The 21,645-nt window shown below is 61.1% G+C and carries 20 protein-coding genes; 5 read left to right on the top strand and 15 right to left on the bottom strand.

Annotation, left to right across the window (positions count from 1 at the left end):
- Nucleotides 1–48 precede the first annotated feature (48 nt).
- The 7 genes from ACF8EF_RS06980 to ACF8EF_RS07010 all read right to left on the bottom strand — a co-directional run bounded on the left by ACF8EF_RS06980 (nucleotide 49) and on the right by ACF8EF_RS07010 (nucleotide 7,328).
- The gene (locus ACF8EF_RS06980; RefSeq protein ID WP_339443219.1) at nucleotides 49–1,053 is read right to left on the bottom strand and encodes a VirK/YbjX family protein; all 1,005 of its coding nucleotides are present in this window, start codon (nucleotides 1,051–1,053) and stop codon (nucleotides 49–51) included.
- A 9-nt stretch (nucleotides 1,054–1,062) separates the two neighbouring features.
- Nucleotides 1,063–2,040: a glycosyltransferase family 2 protein gene (locus tag ACF8EF_RS06985; protein ID WP_176684291.1), complete on the bottom strand. Its 978-nt coding sequence runs from the start codon at nucleotides 2,038–2,040 to the stop codon at nucleotides 1,063–1,065.
- 5 nt (nucleotides 2,041–2,045) lie between these two features.
- Nucleotides 2,046–2,570: a serine O-acetyltransferase gene (locus tag ACF8EF_RS06990; protein WP_054888344.1), complete on the bottom strand. Its 525-nt coding sequence runs from the start codon at nucleotides 2,568–2,570 to the stop codon at nucleotides 2,046–2,048.
- Between the two features lie 8 nt (nucleotides 2,571–2,578).
- Entirely contained in the window at nucleotides 2,579–3,535 is a 957-nt protein-coding gene (locus ACF8EF_RS06995) for a glycosyltransferase family 2 protein (RefSeq protein WP_176684292.1), read from the bottom strand.
- 1 nt (nucleotide 3,536) lies between these two features.
- On the bottom strand, nucleotides 3,537–4,145 hold the full coding sequence (locus ACF8EF_RS07000; protein ID WP_176684293.1) for an acyltransferase: 609 nt from the start codon (nucleotides 4,143–4,145) through the stop codon (nucleotides 3,537–3,539).
- Between the two features lie 103 nt (nucleotides 4,146–4,248).
- The gene (locus tag ACF8EF_RS07005; protein ID WP_176684294.1) at nucleotides 4,249–5,715 is read right to left on the bottom strand and encodes a GMC oxidoreductase; all 1,467 of its coding nucleotides are present in this window, start codon (nucleotides 5,713–5,715) and stop codon (nucleotides 4,249–4,251) included.
- A gap of 236 nt (nucleotides 5,716–5,951) precedes the next feature.
- Nucleotides 5,952–7,328 (bottom strand): oligosaccharide flippase family protein, encoded by a 1,377-nt coding sequence (locus ACF8EF_RS07010; protein ID WP_176684295.1) that lies wholly within the window; start codon nucleotides 7,326–7,328, stop codon nucleotides 5,952–5,954.
- Nucleotides 7,329–7,423: 95 nt separating this feature from the next.
- On the opposite strand from ACF8EF_RS07010, the gene ACF8EF_RS07015 reads away from it, so the two are divergent.
- From ACF8EF_RS07015 to galE, 3 genes are all read left to right on the top strand, one after another.
- Entirely contained in the window at nucleotides 7,424–8,950 is a 1,527-nt protein-coding gene (locus tag ACF8EF_RS07015) for an O-antigen ligase (RefSeq protein ID WP_176684296.1), read from the top strand.
- Between the two features lie 5 nt (nucleotides 8,951–8,955).
- Complete coding sequence (locus ACF8EF_RS07020) at nucleotides 8,956–11,556, top strand: glycosyl hydrolase family 5 (RefSeq protein WP_392461270.1); 2,601 nt, start codon at nucleotides 8,956–8,958, stop codon at nucleotides 11,554–11,556.
- A 105-nt stretch (nucleotides 11,557–11,661) separates the two neighbouring features.
- Nucleotides 11,662–12,627 carry a UDP-glucose 4-epimerase GalE gene (gene galE / locus ACF8EF_RS07025; RefSeq protein WP_176684298.1) on the top strand — a complete coding sequence of 322 codons (966 nt, stop codon included), beginning with the start codon at nucleotides 11,662–11,664 and terminating at the stop codon, nucleotides 12,625–12,627.
- 61 nt (nucleotides 12,628–12,688) lie between these two features.
- Here galE and ACF8EF_RS07030 read toward each other — a convergent pair whose 3' ends face one another.
- The 8 genes from ACF8EF_RS07030 to ACF8EF_RS07065 form a co-directional block, all read right to left on the bottom strand.
- Nucleotides 12,689–13,495: a CpsD/CapB family tyrosine-protein kinase gene (locus ACF8EF_RS07030; protein ID WP_176684299.1), complete on the bottom strand. Its 807-nt coding sequence runs from the start codon at nucleotides 13,493–13,495 to the stop codon at nucleotides 12,689–12,691.
- An 11-nt stretch (nucleotides 13,496–13,506) separates the two neighbouring features.
- Entirely contained in the window at nucleotides 13,507–15,069 is a 1,563-nt protein-coding gene (locus tag ACF8EF_RS07035; RefSeq protein WP_392461269.1) for a GumC family protein, read from the bottom strand.
- A 19-nt stretch (nucleotides 15,070–15,088) separates the two neighbouring features.
- Nucleotides 15,089–16,204: a hypothetical protein gene (locus ACF8EF_RS07040; RefSeq protein WP_176684301.1), complete on the bottom strand. Its 1,116-nt coding sequence runs from the start codon at nucleotides 16,202–16,204 to the stop codon at nucleotides 15,089–15,091.
- Between the two features lie 24 nt (nucleotides 16,205–16,228).
- The gene (locus tag ACF8EF_RS07045; protein ID WP_176684302.1) at nucleotides 16,229–16,786 is read right to left on the bottom strand and encodes a polysaccharide biosynthesis/export family protein; all 558 of its coding nucleotides are present in this window, start codon (nucleotides 16,784–16,786) and stop codon (nucleotides 16,229–16,231) included.
- A gap of 264 nt (nucleotides 16,787–17,050) precedes the next feature.
- Nucleotides 17,051–17,227, bottom strand: a complete 177-nt coding sequence (gene eppA, locus ACF8EF_RS07050; protein WP_021785062.1) for an EPS-associated small membrane protein EppA — start codon at nucleotides 17,225–17,227, stop codon at nucleotides 17,051–17,053.
- Nucleotides 17,228–17,473: 246 nt separating this feature from the next.
- Nucleotides 17,474–18,016 carry a helix-turn-helix domain-containing protein gene (locus ACF8EF_RS07055; protein ID WP_176684303.1) on the bottom strand — a complete coding sequence of 181 codons (543 nt, stop codon included), beginning with the start codon at nucleotides 18,014–18,016 and terminating at the stop codon, nucleotides 17,474–17,476.
- Nucleotides 18,017–18,213: 197 nt separating this feature from the next.
- A complete protein-coding gene (locus ACF8EF_RS07060) occupies nucleotides 18,214–18,870 on the bottom strand; it encodes a CoA transferase subunit B (protein ID WP_004576290.1) in 657 nt (218 codons plus the stop codon).
- A 35-nt stretch (nucleotides 18,871–18,905) separates the two neighbouring features.
- Nucleotides 18,906–19,604, bottom strand: a complete 699-nt coding sequence (locus ACF8EF_RS07065; RefSeq protein ID WP_020192902.1) for a CoA transferase subunit A — start codon at nucleotides 19,602–19,604, stop codon at nucleotides 18,906–18,908.
- Between the two features lie 140 nt (nucleotides 19,605–19,744).
- Here ACF8EF_RS07065 and ACF8EF_RS07070 point away from each other — a divergent pair, with 140 nt between their 5' ends.
- Nucleotides 19,745–20,650, top strand: a complete 906-nt coding sequence (locus ACF8EF_RS07070; protein ID WP_021785058.1) for a LysR family transcriptional regulator — start codon at nucleotides 19,745–19,747, stop codon at nucleotides 20,648–20,650.
- On the top strand, nucleotides 20,638–21,459 hold the full coding sequence (locus ACF8EF_RS07075) for an aldo/keto reductase (RefSeq protein WP_209966228.1): 822 nt from the start codon (nucleotides 20,638–20,640) through the stop codon (nucleotides 21,457–21,459). Before ACF8EF_RS07070 ends, ACF8EF_RS07075 begins: the two co-directional genes overlap by 13 nt.
- Nucleotides 21,460–21,645 lie beyond the last annotated feature (186 nt).

The following is a 21,645-nucleotide window of genomic DNA, read 5'->3' on the forward strand; positions in this document are numbered from 1 at the left end:
CGAATCCAGATCCAAACCCGCTTGATGACCAACCTTCCCTGGCAACCTTCACTTCAGGCTGTCGACTACGGGCGGTCCGTCTACTGCCGATGCACTCACAGCAAATGCATCCCCCTGTTTTCCTTGTAGTCCAAGGTTGTGATTGCTGCTTGGCAATGCTGCCTGCAAACGGGTGAAAACATCGTCGAGCAATGCCTGGCGGCGGCGGTACATCGCCCGTTTCTTGGCCGGGATGTCAGTTTCCGCCCGTTGCGCCGGCGCTAATGGCAGGCTGAAAAAATCCTCACGGTCAGACGCTGTGGCACCGTGTTCTTGCCAGATCACGTCGTAGTTGGCCGCCAGGTCCTGGCCCTTGTCGCTGCCAAAATAGGGATGGCGATGGTGCCGGCAGGCGTCGCTGACGGCATACAGCTGCGTCACACCCAGGGTCCTGCACAGGCATTTCAACGCTTCGAGCAACAGGCTGCGTGGCCGCAGCCCTTCGAAGTCCTTGGTCAGGTCACGGTAGATGGCCAGCGAGGTTTCGCTGTCGACGCCTTTGTGAATGCCCTGCACCGCACCGATGAACAGACTTGTCTCACCCTGGCTGCGGCCCAGGGTGAAGGCCAGGGATGCCACACGCAGGTCGGCCTGGAACAAGTTAAGCACCAGTTCGCCTTCGCGCTTGAACCAGATTGGCCGGTCCAGTACCAGGCAGCAGCCCGGCGAATGGCTGGACAGGTCACACAGCCTCAGGTTTTCGTCGCGGCCCAGCAATAGCAACGCCGGGAATTGCCCCGCCACCCGTTCAAAGTGTGAAGCCACCACATCCAGACGCTGTGGCGCCTCCCAGCATCGGCTGATGTAAGGCCATTGCACGACACCGATACAATCCACACCCAGACGCTGCAGACCATGCGGGCCCAGCGCCGCCGTCATGCGCTGCATGAACCCGTTCAGCTCAGGCCACTGCCTGGCGATCTGCCGCGCCAACTTGTACTTGTTGTGCAACGCCCGCAACGAGTATCCCGGTTGCAAGATAAACACGCTTTTCACGAGGGTGCCGAGCTTCATGGGTTTCTCTCACTTGTACTCGATCAAAGCCGATTTGCCAGCCGCAAGACGGTGGCGCAGGAACTTCAGCTGGCCGAGCATTTCCGGAAACTTGCCCAACACCAGGAACACAGCCTGCAGCCAGTTCTCGCGCGTCGACTTGCCGCCGCGGCGGGCCAGGCGCACGGCCTGCAGTGGGTAGATCAACAGCAAGAGCAGGCCCCAGCCGCCCAGCAGCAGGCAGGCCAGCGCGATCACCAAAGGTATGCCCAGGCCCCACAACCAGGCCCGACGTGACTCGCGCAGCCAGTGCCGCTCGGGTGGCTGGCCATGCAAGTAGGCGCCCTCGGCATAGGCATGCCCAGCGCGCAGGCTACGCCGCCACCACTGGCTGAAACGGGTCATGTCGGCATCGTGCAGCGTCATCTCGGCAGCCAGTCGCCAGACTTTCCAGCCGTTGGCCCGCAAACGCACGCACAGTTCCGGCTCTTCTCCGGCGATCAGGTCAGGACGGAAGCCACCCACGGCAGCAAAGGCGTCTGCCCGCATCAGCGCATCGCCGCCACAGGCCTTGGCCTCACCGACCGGGGTATCCCATTCCAGGTCGCACAACAAGTTGTACACCGAGCGCTGCGGGAAGCGCTCACGCCGGCGACCACACACCACTGCCACTGTGGGGTGCTGCTCAAGAAAAGCCTGCGCAGTGGCCAGCCAGGTGGCATTCACCTCGCAGTCGCCATCGACGAACTGTACCAGTTGCATCGATGGCAACAGGCGCTGCAAGGCGGCAAAACCTTCATTGCGGGCGCGTGCGGCAGTGAACGGGATACTCATGTCCAGCGCCAGCACTGCCACGCCAAGGTTGGCGGCCAATTGCAGCGAACCATCGGTGGACCCCGAGTCGACGTACATGACCTTGTCCGCCCCCTGCGCCAGCGAAACAAGGCAGCGCTCGAGACGCTGGCCCTCATTGCGGCCGATCACCACCACGCCGATCACCGTTGCCATAGGCCTCACTCGACCGATGCCGTGGCGGCCGGTTGCCGGGCCTTGATGATGGCCGGCACCCCCACTGCCAGTGAATTGTCAGGCACATCTACCAGCACGACGGCATTGGCGCCGATGATCACGTTGTTGCCGATGCGAATACTGCCCAGCACCTTGGCCCCGGTACCAATGTCGACGTTATTGCCGAACACCGGGGCAATCGGCTCGTCGACATTCTTCAGGCCCACCACCACGCCGTTGCGGATACGGCAGTCATCGCCGAAGCGGGCATAGCCGCTGACAACGATGCCGCCAAAATGATCGATGACGAAGTTGCGCCCGATCACCACCTCGCAAGGCAGTTCGATACCGGTGATGATCTGGACGAACTTGAACAGCACCTTGTAGATGAGCGAGCACAGTTTGCGCAGCAGTGCCGGGCGCAGCGTATAACGCCAGCGGCCAAAGCGGTACACCAGCAATACCCAGAAGCCCTGGGCGCCCCAGTCCCCGCCATGGGCACGCAGGTCGGCGCGAATATTCTCGAACATGGCTCCACCTACCTTGTCGGTTGGCTGGCGTACCGGGTCTTGAACAGCAATGACCAGGTTGCCCGGCAATGACGCCAGCAGGCTTGGATGGCGCCCCAGCCGCGTCGTTTCAACAGCGCCTTGAGTGCCAGCACCAGGTCGCCCAGCGTGACCAGCAGCATGTGCAGGGCCAGCCCCGCCACCCCATGATGCTTGCGGAAGTACAGCAGCTCGCTTTCGATCTGGTAGGACGAGATCTGCCGGCTGGCGGCTTCCAGCTCCGCCACCGACTTGGAACTTTCGCCACCGATGTGCACCACCGTGGTATGCGGGTAGTACACCACTTTCCAGCCCGCCTCCTTCACCCGCTTGCAGTGGTCCACCTCTTCGTAATAAAGGAAGTAGCGCGGGTCGAACAACCCCACCTTGTCGAGCACTTCGCGGCGCACCAGGTAGAAGCAGCCGGGCAACCAGTCACATTCGCGCACCGAAGCGTGGTCCCAGTTCATGTCGTCGACCATCTTCAGCCCTGGGAAGAACCGCCCCAGCCCGGTGCGCCCGACGAACACATTGAGCGGTGTGGGGAAGTAGCGACAACTGGGCTGCAGGTCGCCATCGCGCCCCTCCAGGCGCACCCCCAGTACGCCGCACTCCGGGTGGGCGTCCATGTAGTCGAGCGTTTTCTGCAGCGAGTCGGTGGCAACGAAGGCATCGGTATTGAGCAGCAAGGCGTACTTGCCCTTGAGGTGCGCCAACAACTGGTTGTTGGCCCGGCCGAAACCCACGTTCTGCTTGTTGCTCAGCAGCAGTGCCTCGGGGCACACCTGGGCCATGCGCTGCACCGAATCATCGCGCGAGGCATTGTCCACCACCAGGTAACTGGCCAGCCGCTCGCTGTCGGCCCGGCGCAGCGCATCGAACATCGGCTGCAGCAGTCCAGCGGTATTGAAGTTGACCACCATGACATCCACAGGTTTGCTAGCCATTTCAGCTGTCCCCGAAGAAATACTGACGTCTTTGCGCCATCAGCAGCGGTTCCACTTCCGGGTCGTAGGCACCGTTGCGCTCCTTCACCAGATCGATCCATGGGTAGGCTTCGCAACGTGCCTCGACCCGTTGGATCAGCTGCTCGGTGGTACAGATGAACACAGCCGGGTTACCACCATAGACAGTGCCTGGCGGCACGTCCTTGGTCACCACCGCCCCTGCGGCCACGATGGATTCAGGCCCGATGGTCACGCGAGGCATCACGATCGCACCATGGCCGATGAAGCAGTTGTCCTTGATGTCGATGAAGCCGACCGAATCCAGGTGCTTGCCAAAGCGATGCTCGATCAGCAATACCACCCCGTCGTGACCGATCAACGTGCAGTCGGACAAGCCCACGCTGTTACCGATACGTACCAGCGACGGGTCGAGAAACTTGCAGCCTGTATTGACGTAGAAATTGCTGCCGACCGAATGAAAGTTGCCCCATCGGGCCAGATAGGCCCCCCATTCAAGACCAGAGGGGTTGCAGAACCTCCTGTAGAACTTGCCACCTCGCCCGGTTGCATGGGCGTAATGCGCCACTGCCTTGCGTATCCATCCCTTCATACTGCCTGGCCTCGCGATCTGAACAATCTGGAGTGTCCTGAGGCGTTCCGGTCTCGTTCTTCTAGGTGCTGACCGCATCGCTCTCACCCGTGTACAACCTGCATCACGCTGCGGCGCTGCCGGCCGCTTTCATCTTGTTATCGAGGTGATCGGCCAGCCGCAAGGCAAATTGCAACAGCGGCATGGTCGGGTTGGAAGCGCCGCCCTTGGCAAAAATGCTGCTGCCGGCGACATACAGGTTTTCGGTACCGAACACCTTGCAGTTGGCATCGACCACACCGAACTGCGGCGAGGCGGCCATACGCGTGGTGCCCATGTGATGGGCATGGGGTGCCATTCTCAGCGGTATCGAGGTGTCGTAGACGAAATCGTTGAGCTTGACGAAACCCAGGTCCATGTCGGCGAACTGCTTGGCCAGTTCGCTGCCAATGCACTTGATGGTGTGCCGGTCTTCGGCGCTAAGCACCCAATTGACATTGACCTTGGCCACGCCCAGCGCATCCTTCTCGTCCAGCAGCGAGATGCGGCTGTGCAGATTGGGGAACTGCTCGATCATGGTGCCGATCACGCCGTCACCGGGGCAGCTGAACTTGGCGACGAAGGCGACCTTGCTGGCAAACCCCATGTCGCAGGCCAGGCTCTCGAGAAAATACTTGACCTCGGCAGTGCGGCCATAGGTTCGCACATCAGCCAGCAAGGAGGCGGTGACATTGCCTTTACCGGCCTTGTACTCGTCGACGAAAGCATCGGTGGTGTAGTACTGGCGCGGTTCCGGGCTCTGCCCGGACTTGAGGATGAAAGTGCCCATTTCGATGTTCAGGTGTTCCATGAAACACCCGCCGACCAGCCCTTCCTTGCTCACCACGCCTGCGGCCACCAGGGTCTCGCTGTTCAACAGTTGCCGAGCATTCTCGATGGCGCCTGCGGCCAGAATGAAGTTGCTTGCCACCAGGCGTTGACGATTGCGCTCATAGTCGGACAAAACCACCGCAGCCAAGTGGCCGGAAGCCTTGTCGAACTCCAGGTCAACGCAATTACAGTGGATGAATACGTCCAGACCTGGGGTCTGTTCCAGTGCTGTAGCGTACTTTTGCGCAAAACGGGTCGGTGTGCTGAGCAGAAAGCAGTCCGCCTCGAAGTCACCGCCATCGAGGCCGGTATTCATCGCGCGAAATTCCGCGCCAGGCACCAGGTCGACAATCTCCATCGCTGCCGGCAGAAAGCCTTCGATCTCCGAGTAGGGAATTGGCCAACCCGGCAAGTCGCCTGGCGGGGCAACGGCAAAATCCGAAGGCGTGAATGGCCGGCACCGGCCAGCCCAGTGATTGGAGGTGCCTCCCAGGTAACGCAGGCGGGATTCCTCGGCATACAGCTCCAGGCCGGTGGATGAGCACGCGTACAAGTCTTGCGAGTACGCCGCATATTCGCGGCCCCCGCCTTCGGCGATCATTACGCTCCAGCCGGCGGCTGCCAGGCGCAAGCCCAGGGTTATACCCGCCGGGCCGGCCCCGATGATGCCGAAATCGTAGTGGTCGCGCAGCGCCTTCTGCTGCTGAAAGTCCTTGATCATGCTGACGCGTTCCGGAAGTAACGGGACGGTAATACCCAGCCGTTGATTACCACGAACCCGGGCTTTTCGACGGTCTTGCCAGCAACGGCCGCCGAGGCGCCGAACACTGCGCCCCCCACGCCGAGCAAGACACAGCTCTGGAGAAAGCCTCTACGACCCAACTGCGCAGTACAAAAAGTGAGCTTCCCCATGATCCCGTGACCTGTAGCCATGAAAGTTACACCCGGCAAACTGCGCTACAGCCAGTTGAAAAAGGCCGTCAGCAGTGCCCCGCACAGCGCCCCGACCAGCAACATCGGCAGTACCACCAGCTCACGTTTGAGGCTGAAGATATCCAGTTTGCAGTTCACGTACACAACCAGCACCAGCGTTGGCACAGCATGCAGGGCAACCCCCCAGATAGCCCACTCCACCCCGCCAATCGCCAGCAGCAGCGGCAACAGTCCCCACAACGAGACCAGGCGGATGATGTTGTCCATGGCCTGGTACTTGGTCAGGCCCAAGGCAATCCACACCTGATGAGCCAAGGTATAGCGCAATACGATGAACGATAGCGAAAGAATCGCCAGCATCGGCCCTGCTTCGCGGTAGCGATCGTCATACATCCAGCCAATCAGCAATGGGCTGGCGGTCAGGAACCCACCACAAATGAACAGCACCAGCAGGTCGACCAGCAGCCGAAAGCGGAAATACAGCGCTTTCAGGCGCTGCTTGTCGTCGGCCCGGGCCGCTTCGCTGAAAGCAGGCAGCGCCACCGCGCCGACAATTTTCATGAGCGCGGTCTGCACCGCACCCAGGATCAGCACGGCGATCGAATACACACCCAGCTGCGCCGCCGACATGCTGGCACCAAACCACATGCGGTCGCCGTACATCGCCAGCACGCCGACCATCGACGACAACAGGATCCAGCGGCCAAACACGATCAGTTCGGTCAGCGCCGAACGGTCCCAGCGCAGGTGGTTGGTGGGCCCCTCCAGGGCGGTATGCCCCAGCACGGTCCAGACCACCGCCGAAACCAGGCCTGATAACACCAGCGCCCAGATCGAATGGGTCAGCAAGCCCAGCACCAGCATGACCACCAGGCCGGCCACCTGCGAGCCAAGGTCGACGAGCACCACGCGCTTTTGTTGGAAAGTTCGTACCGCCACATCTATCTTGGTGGACTGGAAACCCCAGATGGCCGCCGACAAGCCGGTTACTGCCAGCACCATCGGCAGTACGGGAGCGGCATAGGTGGAGTCGGCCGGCCACAGCTCGGCCAGTTGCGCCAACCAAGCCCCCAGGGCCAGCAGCAGGGTAAGGGCAAACAGCAGGAAACCGCGGATGATCTGCACGGTCCAGGCGGTATTGAGAAAATCCGGATCGTCACCACGGTGGCTCTGGATGATGTTCTGGCGCAGGCCGACATCGGAAAGCAAATGCAGCAGTATCGAAACAGTGGTGGCAATGACCATCACCCCGAACATTTCCGGCAGCAGCAAGCGGGCCATGATCAGATTGCCGCCCAGGCGCATCACCTGTGAAGCCACCTGCGAGACCAGGTTCCACGACCCGGCTCTCAGGGCCCGCTTGCGCAGGCTCGCGGCGGCTGACACATCAATCGACGGCATGACTTCAATCTCTGACTGATTGGCTAAAAGTCACTATAGTTTCAATTAGCCATGATGCTAGCCGTTGCCCACCAAGGGAAAGGTGTACATAGCCAATGCCTGAACATTTTCGTGCGTTGATCGTCATCCTGTTTTTGGCGAGCGTGGTCTTCCTGATGGCGCGGCGGCCTGCCACCGACCTGATTCCGCTCAGCGACTACAAGCGCCGGCGCAATCTGTGGTTCCTGCTGACGCTGCTGGCTTTTTTCTCGCACAGCTTCTGGCTGTACCTGGGTGTGGGCGCGGTCGTCCTGTGGCTAGCCGGGCGCCGCGAGCACAACCCCTTGGCGCTGTTCTACATGCTGCTGTTCCTGATACCGCCAGCCTCGGTACAGGTGCCCGGGTTTGGCGTGGTCAACTATCTGGTCGACCTGAACCATATTCGCCTGTTGACCCTCTGCGTGCTGCTGCCGGCCGCGCTGCACCTGCGCCGGCAAAGTGACACCCTGCGCTTTGGCCGCACCTGGGCCGATAAATTGCTGGCGGCCGGCCTGCTGCTGATGAGCGTGCTCTATTTGCGCGAAACCACCCTTACCGACACGCTGCGCCAGGCGCTGTACCTGTATGTCGACGTACTCCTGCCGTATTACGTGGCCAGCCGTGGCCTGCGCCAGATCAGCGACTTCAAGGACACCCTGCTGGCCTTCGTGCTCGCCTCTTTCGTCATGGCACTGATCGCCGTGGCCGAGTATGTGCGCCACTGGCTGCTGTACAGCGCCCTGGTCGACGCCATGGGCGTACCCTGGAGCATGTCCGGCTACCTCAGCCGTGGCGGTGCGTTGCGGGCGAGCGTCACCACCGGCCAGGCGATTGTATTGGGTTACGTGATGAGCGTGGCCATCGGCCTGTTCCTGTTCGTGCAGGGCTATGTGCAACGCCCACTGCACAGGGCCATGGGTGCCCTGCTGTTGGCCGCCGGGCTGTTCGCGCCATTGTCACGCGGCCCGTGGGTCGGCACCTTGGTCATCGTGGTGGTGTTCATCGCCTTGGGCAAAGGTGCCTTCAAGCGCCTGGCGCTACTAGGTGCGGCTGGCATGCTGGCGTTGCCCTTGCTGACCGTGGTGCCCGGTGGCGACAAGGTGCTGGACCTGCTGCCGTTCATCGGCAACCTCGAGAAAGAGAACATCACCTACCGCGAACGGCTGATGGACAACTCCTGGATCGTCATCCAGCGCAATCCGTTGTTCGGCTCCTTCGACTTCCGCAACACACCCGAAATGCAGGCGATGATCCAGGGCGATGGCATCATCGACATTGTCAACACCTACATCAACCTCGCGCTGCGGGTCGGCCTGATCGGGCTAGGCCTGTTCGTGGCGTTCTTTGCCGTGGTGCTGCTGGGTATCCGTAGAGCCATGCTCAGCTTCGCCGACAAGGACGACGAGCGACGACAGCTCGGCCGGGTGTTGCTGGCAACGCTGATCGGCATTCTGGTCATCATCTTCACGGTCAGCAGCATCACCTTCATCCCGGTGGTGTACTGGTCTATTGCTGGCCTGGGCGTGGCCTACATCCAGATGGTTCGCCGGCTGCACAACAGCCAGGTCATGGAACTGGCAGAACCCGACCTACAACTCAGGTAAAGTGCATGAACAGGCTGTCCCTGCGTCATTATGTGCACCTTTCGGCCATAGCCGGCCTGGCCCTGCTGCCGCTGGCCAGCTGGGCTTCAGACTGGCAGGTCAGTGTCGATGAGCAAAATGGCTTGCCTACCGTGACACACGGCGGTGGCCCGGTCATGAAGGCCAAATTCGATTTCTGGGCTGCCAACTGGAGCTGGACCGGTTTCCATACCGACTTCAAGGTCAATGGCCCTTACCACTACACGCTGCAGGGCAAGAACAAGGAACTGGACTTCGACCTGCAGGCTGACATCCGTAAGGAACAAGCGCAAACCCTGAGCTGGGCCTTCGACCTCGACGCCCACAGCCGCCAGAGCGGTGTCATGGGAGGCGGCATGGTGTTCCAGTTCGACCCGGCGCAAATCGCCGGCGACATGGGAGCCCCGCAGTTGCTGCCCGACAACCGCGGCTGGACGTGGGGCAAGGCCGACCAGGGGCGACGCATCGAAATGCGTTTCGACCCGCCACTGGCCAAGGTCTATTTCGAGCGCGGCAACCCGTCCGAGCTGCGCGCATTCCTCTACAAGGACCCGATCAGCGCCGGCCGCCAACAGCTCAAGGCCGTGCTCAACGTGACTGGCGACATCGAACTCGGCCCTACCCCCAGCGAGCGCTTCGGCCTGGCAGACCCTGCCAACTGGCCTGATGACCAGCTGGACTGGCGCACCTCGCCGGTGGACCTGTCGTTCCTCAACGCAGCAGAAAAACCCGCCGGCAAGCGTGGCTTCGTCAAGGCGGTCGGCGACCAGTTGATGTTCGCCGACAACACCCCGATACGCTTCTGGGGCACCAACCTGTCGGCCTACTCGCTGTTCAAAAGCCCCGACGACGAAATCCGCCAACAAGCCAAACGCCTTTCGGCACTGGGTTTCAACCTGGTGCGCCTGCATCACCACGACTCGCCCTGGGTCAGCCCCAACGTATTTGGCGACGGCACCTTGGTGCGCGATACCCAGCAACTCAGCGCCGAATCGCTGCGCAAGCTCGACCTGTGGATCAAGTCACTCAAGGACGAAGGCATCTACATCTGGCTGGACATGCATGTGCAGCGTGGGTTTACCGCCAACGACAATATTGAAGACATCAGGGAGCTGCCTGAAAAGGACGGCCGCGTCGACCTGAAGGGCTACGCCTACGTGAACGACAGCATGCGGCAAGCGATGAAACGCTTCGCCGAGCAGTACCTGACCCATGTGAACGAATACACGGGCCTGGCCTACAAGGACGACCCGGCCATCGCCGCCGTGCTGATCACCAACGAGAATGACCTGACCCAGCATTACGGCAACGCCCTGATGCCGAACAAGGATGTACCGCGCCACAGCGCGCGCTACATGACGGCGGCCAAGGCCTTTGCCAAACAGTTTGACCTGCCCGCCGACCTGACCTGGCGGGCCTGGGAGCATGGGCCGTCGAAGCTGTTGCTCAACGAACTGGAACAACGCTTCAATGCCGACATGATCGCCCACTTGCGCAGCGTGGGCGTGAAAGTCCCCATTGCTACCACCAGCACCTGGGGCGGCAATGGGCTTAGCGCACTGCCGGCACTGAGCGTTGGCGATGTCATCGACGCCCACAGCTACGGCGACACAGGCCAACTGGAGAAGAACCCACTGACCAGCGACGGCATGATCGACTGGATTGCTGCCGCCCAGATCGTCGGCAAACCGCTGACCGTCACCGAGTGGAACGCCGAGCCCTTCCCGCTGCCTGACCGTCACTCGCTGCCGATTTACATCGCCGGCACCGCCAGCCACCAAGGCTGGGACGCCATGCTGCAATACGCCTACAGCCAACAGGCGTTCAACCCGGGTTGGCGCACGGCGGACAACTGGCACGCGTACAACGACCCGGCGATGATCGCCACCCTGCCCGCCGCTGCCCTGCTCTATCGCCGTGCGGACGTAAAACCAGCCACCACTCGCTACGTGTTCGCACCGACACCTGCCACCCTGTACAACCAGGAGATCACCCCGCGTAACTCACCGCTGCTGCGCACGGCCATGGAAAAGGGCCAGTTGCAGATCGCCCTGCCACACACGCCGGAATTGCCTTGGCTGAAACCCGCACCCATCCCGGCAGACGCGCAGGTGCTGCACGACCCGGGGCAAGCGCTGCTGGCCGCCGATGCCACCGAGTCGGTGACCGACACTGGCGAACTCAGGCGCAACTGGCAACAAGGCATCTACACCATCGACACGCCATTGACCCAGGCCGCCAGCGGCTGGCTGGGCGGCCGCCCGATCAACCTGGGTGCCATTCAGATACATACGAAAACGCCTTACGCCAGCGTGGTGGTCCAGAGCCTGGACGGCAAGCCACTGGGTCAGTCGCGCGAGCTTCTGCTGTCTCTGGGCACCCGTGCGATGCCCAAGGCCGATGACAAGACGCCGTTCAATGTGGAGCCCCTTGAAGGCAGCCTGAACATCAAGGCACCCGCCGGCCTGAAACTGTTCGCCCGCGATGCACAGGTGCAGTTGAAACCGCTGCCGGTGGCCTACAAGGAGGGGCAATACACCATTACCTTCGACGGCACCTACATGTCCAACTGGCTATTCTTGAAATAGAGCATAGGGCCATCTACGCTCAGGTCACCTGTAGATGATCATCCCACCTGCACGTGTCAGGGAGTGTTCACTGCGTCTGTAAACAGCAGATTCCAGGAGGTGGGGATGAAATATCTGGTTGTGGGTGGTGCGGGCTACATTGGTTCGCACATGGTCAAGCACCTGCTCGCCGCCGGCCATGAAGTACTGGTCGCGGACCTGGTCTCACCTGGCCCCGGTATCCAGTGGGCCAGGCTCGACATCGCCGACGAAGCCGCACTGGACGTGCTGTTTGGCGTGTGCCGCTTCGATGCTGTGTTTCACTTCGCCTCGTTCATTCAAGTGGGCGAGTCGGTCAGCGCGCCCGGCAAGTACTACCAGAACAACGTCGCAGCCACCCTTGCCCTGCTGCAGGCCATGGTCAATGCCGGCATCAGGCACCTGGTGTTTTCTTCGAGCGCCGCCGTTTACGGCAACCCGCAGTACGTGCCGATCGATGAAGCGCACACCAAGGTGCCGATCAACCCGTACGGATTGAGCAAATGGATGGTCGAGCAGATTCTTGAGGACTTCGACCGGGCCTATGGTTTGAAGTCGGTATGCCTACGCTATTTCAATGCAGCGGGCGCTGACCCGGAAGGTCAGCTCGGGGAACGTCACGACCCGGAAACCCATCTGATCCCCTTGATCCTGCAGGCTGCATCTGGCCGGCGCGAGGCGGTGACAGTGTTCGGTCGTGACTACGACACACCGGATGGCACCTGCATTCGCGACTACGTGCATGTTGCAGACCTGGCGGCGGCCCATGCACTGGCGGTGGATTATTTACGGGCCGGTGGCGAGCGTGCCGCGTTCAACCTGGGCAATGGCCTGGGCTTTTCGGTGCAGGAGGTGATCGATACGGCCCGGGCAGTGACCGGGCGGCAGATCAATGCCCTTGACGCACCGCGCCGCGCCGGCGACCCGCCACGGCTGGTGGCGGATGCGAGCAAAGCCATGCACGTGCTGGGCTGGCGCCCGGCGTTCGCTTCGCTGGAGGAGATTGTGCGGCATGCGTGGCAGTGGGAGTTGCAGTATCCCTGGGAGCGCTGAGTGGGCTCGTTCCCTGTAGGCGCAGCACAAGGCCGCACCTACAGGCGGACGGCCAGAAGGCTCAGTAATAGGTACGCGGCTGTTCGTCAGCCTTGTTCAACACTGTCCCGATCAGGTTCACCGTGGCCAGGTGATGCAGGCAATCCTCGATTTCCTTCTTGTTGTTCATCCCGTTGGCCACCACCAGCAACACACAGTCGAACTTGGGCATGACGGTGATCGCATCGTCCGAGCTGAGCAGCGGTGGCAAATCGAAAATGCAGATGCGCGACTCGTAGCGGTTGCGCAACTCGCCAATCAGGTTGTTTACCTTGGGCGAGGACAGCATCTCGGTCGACAGGGGCACGGGTACCCGCGTCGGCAGCACCACAAAGCGCGGCAAGGTGGGGTTGACCAGGCAGTCCTGCAACTCGGCCTTGTCCGCCAGAAGCTCGTTCAGTGCCTGCTCCATGGGCAGGCCCAGGTAGCTGCCGACCTTGGGCCGGCGCAGGTCGAAGTCCACCAGTAACGCAGTCTTGGTGGTGTGGTGGGCAATGCTCATGGCCAGGTTGATCGCCAACATTGTCTTGCCCGCTTCCGGCGTTGGCGAGGTGATGGCCAAGGTACGCCAGCCGTTCTCGTCCATGGCCCTGAGCACCTGCGTACGCAACAGGTCGATCGGCCCGTTCATGTTGGAGTTCTTGTTGTACGCGACGATGCGGTTACGCTCCAGGTGGTCTGGACGCAGTGGTACCACTTTGGTGTTCACGTAATCGAACTGCCCCGGCACTTCTGCCAGCGCCGTACCGGGGGCGGGAGACAGTGCCTGGGGGGTACCCGGGGTAACCTGATGAATATTGTTGCCAACAGCCGGCTTGATCCTGTCCATCACTGCTTTCCCTATACAAACCGAGACATGACTTTGTACAACAGCACATCCAGTGGCATGTAGAACACGTGCACCAGCCCTATCATGATAGCTGCCAGCGCCAGTGCCGCCAGGATCAGGCGATTGCGCCAGCGCCTGCGTCGGGCCACGTCGGCCCGGGTATCGATATAGGGCAGTGCCATCAGCACCCGCTTGCCCAGCAGGCTTTCCAGGGCACCAACGCCGCGCACACGCTGATTGAGCATCTCCAGCAGCATCACCAGCGCACTGCCACCGGCCGGTGCCAACACCAGGCCCAGCGCAGCGATCTTCTTGCGGTTAGGCTTGATCGGCTTCTCAGGCAACAGGGGGGGCTCGAGCAGTACGAAGCGTTCAGCCTTGTTTTCCTGCTCGAGGCTTTCGGTAATCTTTGCGCCCATTTCCTTGGCACGAATCTCTTCGTATTTCTTGCGTGCGTTGTCGTGGTCACGCATCAAAGTCACCAGGCCGCGCTCGACCTGCGGTGCCTCGAGGATCTCCGCTTCGTAGCCTTCCATTTTCCGGGTCAGCTCGCGCTTTTGCTCTGCCAGCGAGGCAATACGTACCTGGGCGGCGCTCATTTTGGCGCGGACACGGGCCACGTCGAGGCTGACCGTAGAAGCTGCAGCAGTGCGGCCACCGCTGGCTTCGAGCGCCTGGATCTTGCGTTTGACCGCCACCACATCCGGGTGGGCGTCCTTGTAGCGGGTCATCAGCCGCGCGTATTCGGCTTTCAGGCTTGGCAGGTCCTCGGGCGGGTCAGCACGGGTTGACCGGGTGCCTTCGGCAACCTTGGTGGCAAGGCCCGCATTGGCCGCAGACAGCTCCAGTTCCAGGTAGCGCAGCTCTTCCTGGGCAGCCTTGTAGTCACGGTCGACCTCACGGAACTCCAGCTCCGCACGCGACAACATGTTCATGCGCAGGGTCTGGTGCTCGGGCAAGGCATTGGCGTGGGCCTGCTTGAAATCGGCCAGCTGGTTCTCCAGGCTGGCCAGCTCGGCGCCCAGCTTGTTGGCTTCCTGGGTGAGGAACTCGGTGGTTTCATTGGCCCGCTCGGTGCGCTGCTTGAGGTTTTCGTTGAGGAACAGCGTCACCAGTTCGTCGGCGACTTCCTTGGCCACTTGTGCCTGCTTGTGCTCGAACGACACATTGAACGCCACGGTCGCTTCACCACGACCGCGCACGTAGGTGGTAAGGGTTTCGACCACGATCGCGTTGCGCATCTGGTCGATCTTGTCGCTTTCGCTGAAGCGCTTGTCGGCGAACAGGTCGTACTTGCCAATGATGCGCAACAGGTTTTCGCGGGTCATCACCCGTTGACGGATCACCTCGATGCGTTCATCGGCAAAACTGGTGTTGTTGGTCGACACCAGCTCGGGCGAAATCTGCTGTGACTCAACCAGAATGGTGCCGGTCGACTGGTAGATCGGCGGCACCATCAACGCGACGGCCACGGTCGCGGCGAGAATGACTGCGGCACTCACCCCTAACACCAGGGCTCTGTCCTTGATAATGGCGATGTAATCTCTGAGGGAGAGCTCGTAGTCAGACTTCATAGGGCCACCTGCCTGAAGTTCAGATGTCGGGGTACCTGTACGTCAACGTCAAACCAACGATCGTAGCGGTTGCATCCGGTACATGGTCCTGCTGCCGCTCCTTGTACATCAGCGACAGGCGCAGGTCCCAGTAAGGCGAAAACTGGCGGCTGGCCCATACGCTGTAAGTCTGCAGCGTGTTGGGCGACTGCCCCTTGCTGTCTTGCCACGCGGCGTCCGCGCCCACCCGGGACAACTCGGTCAGCGCATAGCTCCACACACCACGCACCTGGTCCAGCTCAGCGAAACCGCCTTCGGCGCTTGCCACCGTGCTGCGCTCGGCGCTGAGGCTGGCAACGGCACGCGGGCCGGTGTACAGCAACGCAACCCCACCCTCCCCGCGTCGGCCGCCATCGTCACCTGACACTTGGTTGACGCCAACATGGGCGTCGGCGCTAAAGCCCTCGGCAAGCTGGTATTTGATGCCGACTGCCGGGGTGTAGCTGTTGGAAGCGGTCGCGGTAAGGTCCTCTTCGGGCTCATAGCGCCGGGCACCAAAACGGCTATACAGATCAGCCCGCTCGCTCCAGGCGTAAGTCCAGGTAAAGACGTTCGCCAGTTCGTCGTAGCCCGTCAGCGTACTGATGTCGTAACGGGCACGGTTGTAGGTGGTTTCGTTGCTCAAGGTACTGCGCTCGGTCACCGCCTGGCTCCAGTTGCCAGTCAAGGTGTAAAGCTTTTGTGTACCGTCGGTGGTAATCACCCCGGTATCCAGTACTGTCCCCGACAACGTCGAGCTTTCGTTGTAGCGCGCCACCAGGCCGAAACGGCCCCGCTCGGTAGTGCGCTGCCAGCCCAGGCTTATATCAGGGTCTTCACGGTCATCGACGATATCCGTATCGGACGAGCGCAGCACATGCATGCCAAGCCCCAACCTCAATTCGTCACGGTCAAAAGTGCCGATCAGGGTGTAATCCGGCGCGATGATCGTGCGCGTTACGCCCTTTTCCCCCGAGGTCAGCAGCAATGGGTTGCTGTCGTATTCGACGGATGTCGGTACCACCACCGTAGACTGCCAATTTGCCGCCAGTACCGCGTCCGTAAACGGCAAGACCAGGATTGCCGTTGCAATGCGAGTTGTTCTAAGAAGAGGCATTAAATGTTCTTATTAAAGGCAAGATCAAGGGACGACCAGCGTATCGCCAGCCTGAAGTTGGATGTTGGTGGACATGTCCCGCCCAGACACCAGGTCCTTATATCGCACGGGCAGGATTTTTTGGGAAGCACCCGTGCCGCGGACCACCTTGATTTCGCTTTCATCCGCAAACTTGTCCAGACCACCCGACATGCTCAACGCCTGCAATACCGCAGTGGGGCCTGCCATTTGCACCGGCCCGGGCTTGATCACTTTGCCTTGCACATAGACCATGTTGCCGGCAATGCTTTTGACGACAACGCTGACGTTAGGGTCGGGGAGGTATTTTTCGAGTTTGGCAGCGACCTGCTTTTCGACCGCTGTCACGTCCAGCCCGGCCACATTGATGCGCCCGGCCAGGGGGAAGGTGATACTGCCATCGGGAAGTACGGTGGCTTCTTGACGCAGGCTGTCTTCCTGCCACACCGAAACCATCACCACATCGCCGGGGCTGAGCAGGTAGGGAGCACTGCTCTGGTCGGCGTTAGCGGCGCCGGACCACACCGTCAGCATGCACAAAGCGGCAAACATTGAACGCACCATGAGGGTCCCTCCGGCCAAATGGCCCGACAAAGAGCACTGAATGAGAACAACACACCAACTCTCGCTCCGCTTCACGGCGCACAGCTGCCGCGATGGCTTCGACCTTCCTGGAGGCCCTTGCCTTGACGCTGCAAGCGCGGCTGCAACGCCCTGTAAACATTGGCCCTACGGGCTACTGGGAATATAGCAACGGTTGGAGAATTCACAAGCCATGCCTGTGGACTCGCGGCAATGGGCAGTCACTTCAGGTACAAGGTATCCGGTTCAGATCTTTCTGCGGTTGGCAACAGCAACAAAACCGACGACAGCAAAGGCAAAGAACCAGCCTGCAGTTGAAACAGGAATGATACTGTTTTGATTTATATACGAATCTGCCGCGCGGGCAGCACCACTTAGCATCACCAGCAAGAACATCGATTTGATTATCAGAGTCGAGCGCATACTCCCCTCCTAAAAACAGGAAAATCAATTAGTTATTGGCGCGGTGTTGCGGGAGTTGTTTCGTTGTTGATTTGAGCTTATGGGCACAATGACACTACGTCAATGATCCGACACCATAATAAAATTCAATGGGCGATGGGTTCATTCGTCAAAAAAACGACATGCAGATTATGCAAGGGAGGGCTGGTGCGATGGATCTGGCGTTTCACAGCTGAGAACAAGGGGCATACCTGCCCCCCTGATGTTTCACTCGTCTGCGTGGTGAACCACGACCAGTAATTGCGCCGGTGAGACACCTACCGAGCGCAGCCGGTGCGGCGTCTGGGCGTTGAAATGAAGGGCGTCGCCCTGCTCCAGCAGCACCCGCTCACTCATGAAGTCCACTTCCACCTGGCCTGCGTGAACAAACAGGAACTCTTCGCCCTGGTGTTCCTTGAACGTGGGGTCGCTGAACTCGGACGGCGGCTGAATCAGAAACGGCAGCAGGCTGCGCTGACCAACCTGACTGGTGAGGGCCGCGTACCCCGGCCCTTGCCCATCGCCAACCAGAGCCTGGCGCTCGGTATGGCGCACCAGGCTGTAGCGGCTCTGCCCAACCTGTTCTTCGGCGAACAGCTCTTCGACGTTGACGTTCAGCGCTCTCGCCAGTTTCAGCGCCGCGGCGATCGAGGGCGTGTTGAGGCCGCGCTCGACCTTGGACAGGTAGCTTTTGGTCATGCCAGTCTTTTCGGCCAGCATTTCCAGGGTCATCCCCAGTTTCTTACGCAGCAGTTTCAATCGGATAGACATGTGACGCGGGTTTCCCAGGCTGAGGCAGCCATGATACGCGTCTGAAAGCTGACGCCAAGCCTGCAGAGGCCTTGAATCAAGGCATCACTGGCAGTAAGGCAAAGCTTCGCGCTATAGGGGTGGCAAGTTGGCCACCCCATAACAGGCCCCTTCGCAGCACAAAGCTGTGCCTACAAGGGGCAGTCTGTAGCGGGCAATCAGAATGTCATTTCCTTCACATCATCCGGCACGATCAGCTTGCCGGCGGTTTTCTCGATGATTTCCTCGACGCTGACCCCGGGTGCGGTCTCGCGCAGGATGAAGGCGCCGTCTTCGATTTCCAGGTAGGCCAGGTCGGTCAGCACCTTGCGGATGCAGCCCGCACCGGTCAGCGGCAGGCTGCACTGCGGCAGCAACTTGGACTCGCCGTCCTTGGAGGCGTGGGTCATGGTGACGATGATGTTGTCGGCGCCGGCCACCAGGTCCATGGCCCCACCCATGCCCTTGACCAACTTGCCAGGAATCATCCACGAGGCGATGTTGCCCTGCACGTCCACCTCGAAAGCACCCAGTACGGTCAGGTCGACGTGGCCGCCACGGATCATGGCGAACGATTGTGCCGAATCGAAGATCGAGGCGCCGCGGCGGGCGGTGACAGTTTGCTTGCCGGCGTTGATCATGTCGGCATCGAGGGTGCTTTCGGTGGGGAATTCGCCCATGCCGAGCAGGCCGTTTTCCGATTGCAGCATCACATCCATGTCGGCGGGTACATAGTTGGCCACCAAGGTGGGGATGCCGATGCCCAGATTGACGTAGTAACCATCCTTCAGTTCACGGGCAACGCGTTGCGCCATCTGTTCGCGGGTCAATGCCATGGTCAGGATCTCTTTATTGTTCGGGTGGATGGCGCTCAGGCCTTGACGGTGCGCTTTTCGATACGCTTTTCGAAGGTGCCGACGATGACACGGTCCACGTAGATGCCCGGGGTGTGGATTTCGCTTGGCAGCAGCACGCCGGGCTCGACGATCTCTTCCACTTCGACCACGGTGATCTTGCCGGCGGTGGCCGCCAGCGGGTTAAAGTTTTGCGCAGTGTTGCGGTACACCACATTGCCGTAGTGGTCGGCCTTCCAGCCCTTGACGATGGCGAAGTCACCGGTGATGGATTCCTCCAGGATGTACTTGCGGCCCTTGAACTCGCGAACTTCCTTGCCGTCGGCAACCGGGGTGCCATAGCCGGTAGCGGTGTAGAACGCCGGGATGCCGGCACCACCTGCGCGCATTTTCTCGGCGAGGGTGCCCTGTGGGGTCAGTTCCACTTCCAGCTCGCCACTGAGCAACTGGCGTTCGAACTCGGCGTTTTCGCCCACGTAGGAGGCGATCATCTTGCGAATTTGCCGGTCTTCCAGCAGCACGCCCAGACCAAAACCGTCCACACCGCAGTTGTTGGAGACCACGGTCAGGCCCTTGACGCCACGCCGCTTGATTTCGCTGATAAGGTTTTCCGGGATGCCGCACAGGCCGAAACCACCGGCCAGTACCGTCATGTTGTCGCTCAGGCCTTCGAGGGCCTGTTCATAGGTTGCAACGCGCTTGTCCAGTCCGGCCATGCTGATCCGCCTTTTGTAGTTGTTTAACCGACGAGGCTGTCGGTGAGCGTGTGCAGACATCTTCACCGCAAGCGACTGATTTGTTAATTTTGTTTTCGTCATCGATTGATAATTTTTACAAAACAAACGATAGGCCCGACATGAACGTCAAACAACTGCGCGCCTTTGTCGCCGTGGCCAAGTACCAGAGCTTCGCCCAGGCCGGTGAACACCTGCACGTTTCGCAACCGGCACTGAGCCTGACCATCAAGGCGCTGGAAGAAAACCTCGGCGGCGCCCTGCTCAGCCGCACCACGCGCAGCGTCAGCCTGACTGCCGAAGGCGAAGTGCTGCTGCCACTGGCACGCCGCCTGCTGGCCGACTGGGACGACACCGAAGAGATGCTGCGCCAGCGCTTTACCCTGCAATTGGGCCGTGTGTCGGTGGCGGCCATGCCGGCTTTTGCCGGCAACCTGTTGCCCCACTCGCTCAAGGTGTTTCGCCAGCGCTACCCCAAGGTCAACGTCACGGTGCACGACGTGATCAACGAACAGGTACAGGAACTGGTACGCCATCGCCGCGTCGAACTGGGCATCGGCTTCGAGCCGGATAACATCGATGGGCTGGACTTCCACCCGTTGTACATGGACCGCTTCGTTGCCGTAGTGGCCGCCGACTCGCCCTTGGCGCTGCTGCCCCAGGTCAGCTGGGCACAGCTGATGGCCGAAGATTTCGTGGCCCTGCAGCGCCCTTCGGCGGTGCGCCTGCTGATGGAGCAGAATGTGGCGGCCCGCCACGGCAAGCTGGCAGTCGCGTTCGAAAGCCACCAGCTGACGACCATCGGCCGCATGGTGGCCAGCGGCCTGGGGGTCAGTGCCGTGCCGGCGCTGTGCATCAACCAGATGCAGGAGCTGGGTGCCCGCTGCGTCACCTTGGTCGAGCCCACTGTCGAGCGGCGCATCGGCGTGATTGCCCTCAGCGAGCACAAGCTTTCCACTGCAGCGCAAGCACTGCTTGAGGTGCTTCTTTCCAATACCCGGATCCCGGAGGTGACATGCGATACGTAAATCTGGCAGGCACGAGTGTTCCAGCCATCGGCCAAGGCACTTGGTACATGGGCGAAGACCCAGGTCGCAAGGCTGCCGAAGTCGCGGCGCTGCAACAGGGCATCGAGCTGGGCCTGAACCTGATCGACACCGCCGAGATGTATGCCGAAGGGGGGGCAGAAGAGGTCGTAGGTCAAGCCATTGCCGGGCGCCGCGACCAGGTATTTCTGGTCAGCAAGGTCTACCCGCACAATGCCAGCCTGCGCGGCATGGCGGCTGCCTGCGAACGCAGCCTCACCCGGCTGGACACCGACTGCATCGACTTGTACCTGCTGCACTGGCGTGGCCAGCACCCGCTGGAGGAAACCGTCGAAGGCTTCGAGCGTTTGCGCGAGCAAGGCAAGATCAAGCGCTGGGGCGTGTCCAACTTCGACGTCGACGACCTGCGCGAACTGCACAACCCTGATTGTGCCACCAACCAGGTGTTGTACAACCCGGCCCAACGTGGCATCGAATTCGACTTGCTACCGTGGTGCGAAAAACGTGGCTTGCCGACCATGGCCTACTGCCCGCTGGCTCAGGCCGGGCGCTTGTTGCAGCACCCGGTACTGGCGGAAATCGCCGAGCGCCATGGCGCCACACCGGCCCAGGTCAGCCTGGCCTGGGTGACCCGCGATGACGGCGTGATCGCCATCCCCAAGGCGGTGGCGCCCGAGCACGTGCAGCTCAATGCAGCAGCGGGAGCGCTGACCTTGACCAGCGAAGACCTGGGGGCGATCGACCGGGCGTTCCCTGCGCCGACGCACAAGCAGCGGTTGGCGATGGTGTAACCGGCGAGCGCAAGCTGGATCAGTAGATGACCCCTGTGGGCGCGGGCATGCCCGCGAACACCGGCAAGGCCGGTGCCCTGCAACGCGGTGCCTGCTGCTCGGGCTCGCCCGCTCTCACAGGTAGCCGCGCAAGTACCGAGCGTTGAGCAACTGCGCCACCACCGCCCGCCGCTGCCGTTCGCCAAG

The organism is Pseudomonas sp. zjy_15, from assembly GCF_043101865.1.
Lineage (GTDB): Bacteria > Pseudomonadota > Gammaproteobacteria > Pseudomonadales > Pseudomonadaceae > Aquipseudomonas > Aquipseudomonas putida_Y.

Excerpts from the sequence above, each read along its gene's own strand:
- ACF8EF_RS06980 (WP_339443219.1), bottom strand. The coding sequence starts at position 1,053 with ATGAAGCTCGGCACCCTCGTGAAAAGCGTGTTTATCTTGCAACCGGGA.
- ACF8EF_RS06985 (WP_176684291.1), bottom strand. The coding sequence starts at position 2,040 with ATGGCAACGGTGATCGGCGTGGTGGTGATCGGCCGCAATGAGGGCCAG.
- ACF8EF_RS06990 (WP_054888344.1), bottom strand. The coding sequence starts at position 2,570 with ATGTTCGAGAATATTCGCGCCGACCTGCGTGCCCATGGCGGGGACTGG.
- ACF8EF_RS06995 (WP_176684292.1), bottom strand. The coding sequence starts at position 3,535 with ATGGCTAGCAAACCTGTGGATGTCATGGTGGTCAACTTCAATACCGCT.
- ACF8EF_RS07000 (WP_176684293.1), bottom strand. The coding sequence starts at position 4,145 with ATGAAGGGATGGATACGCAAGGCAGTGGCGCATTACGCCCATGCAACC.
- ACF8EF_RS07005 (WP_176684294.1), bottom strand. The coding sequence starts at position 5,715 with ATGATCAAGGACTTTCAGCAGCAGAAGGCGCTGCGCGACCACTACGAT.
- ACF8EF_RS07010 (WP_176684295.1), bottom strand. The coding sequence starts at position 7,328 with ATGCCGTCGATTGATGTGTCAGCCGCCGCGAGCCTGCGCAAGCGGGCC.
- ACF8EF_RS07015 (WP_176684296.1), top strand. The coding sequence starts at position 7,424 with ATGCCTGAACATTTTCGTGCGTTGATCGTCATCCTGTTTTTGGCGAGC.
- ACF8EF_RS07020 (WP_392461270.1), top strand. The coding sequence starts at position 8,956 with ATGAACAGGCTGTCCCTGCGTCATTATGTGCACCTTTCGGCCATAGCC.
- galE (WP_176684298.1), top strand. The coding sequence starts at position 11,662 with ATGAAATATCTGGTTGTGGGTGGTGCGGGCTACATTGGTTCGCACATG.
- ACF8EF_RS07030 (WP_176684299.1), bottom strand. The coding sequence starts at position 13,495 with ATGGACAGGATCAAGCCGGCTGTTGGCAACAATATTCATCAGGTTACC.
- ACF8EF_RS07035 (WP_392461269.1), bottom strand. The coding sequence starts at position 15,069 with ATGAAGTCTGACTACGAGCTCTCCCTCAGAGATTACATCGCCATTATC.
- ACF8EF_RS07040 (WP_176684301.1), bottom strand. The coding sequence starts at position 16,204 with ATGCCTCTTCTTAGAACAACTCGCATTGCAACGGCAATCCTGGTCTTG.
- ACF8EF_RS07045 (WP_176684302.1), bottom strand. The coding sequence starts at position 16,786 with ATGGTGCGTTCAATGTTTGCCGCTTTGTGCATGCTGACGGTGTGGTCC.
- eppA (WP_021785062.1), bottom strand. The coding sequence starts at position 17,227 with ATGCGCTCGACTCTGATAATCAAATCGATGTTCTTGCTGGTGATGCTA.
- ACF8EF_RS07055 (WP_176684303.1), bottom strand. The coding sequence starts at position 18,016 with ATGTCTATCCGATTGAAACTGCTGCGTAAGAAACTGGGGATGACCCTG.
- ACF8EF_RS07060 (WP_004576290.1), bottom strand. The coding sequence starts at position 18,870 with ATGGCATTGACCCGCGAACAGATGGCGCAACGCGTTGCCCGTGAACTG.
- ACF8EF_RS07065 (WP_020192902.1), bottom strand. The coding sequence starts at position 19,604 with ATGGCCGGACTGGACAAGCGCGTTGCAACCTATGAACAGGCCCTCGAA.
- ACF8EF_RS07070 (WP_021785058.1), top strand. The coding sequence starts at position 19,745 with ATGAACGTCAAACAACTGCGCGCCTTTGTCGCCGTGGCCAAGTACCAG.
- ACF8EF_RS07075 (WP_209966228.1), top strand. The coding sequence starts at position 20,638 with ATGCGATACGTAAATCTGGCAGGCACGAGTGTTCCAGCCATCGGCCAA.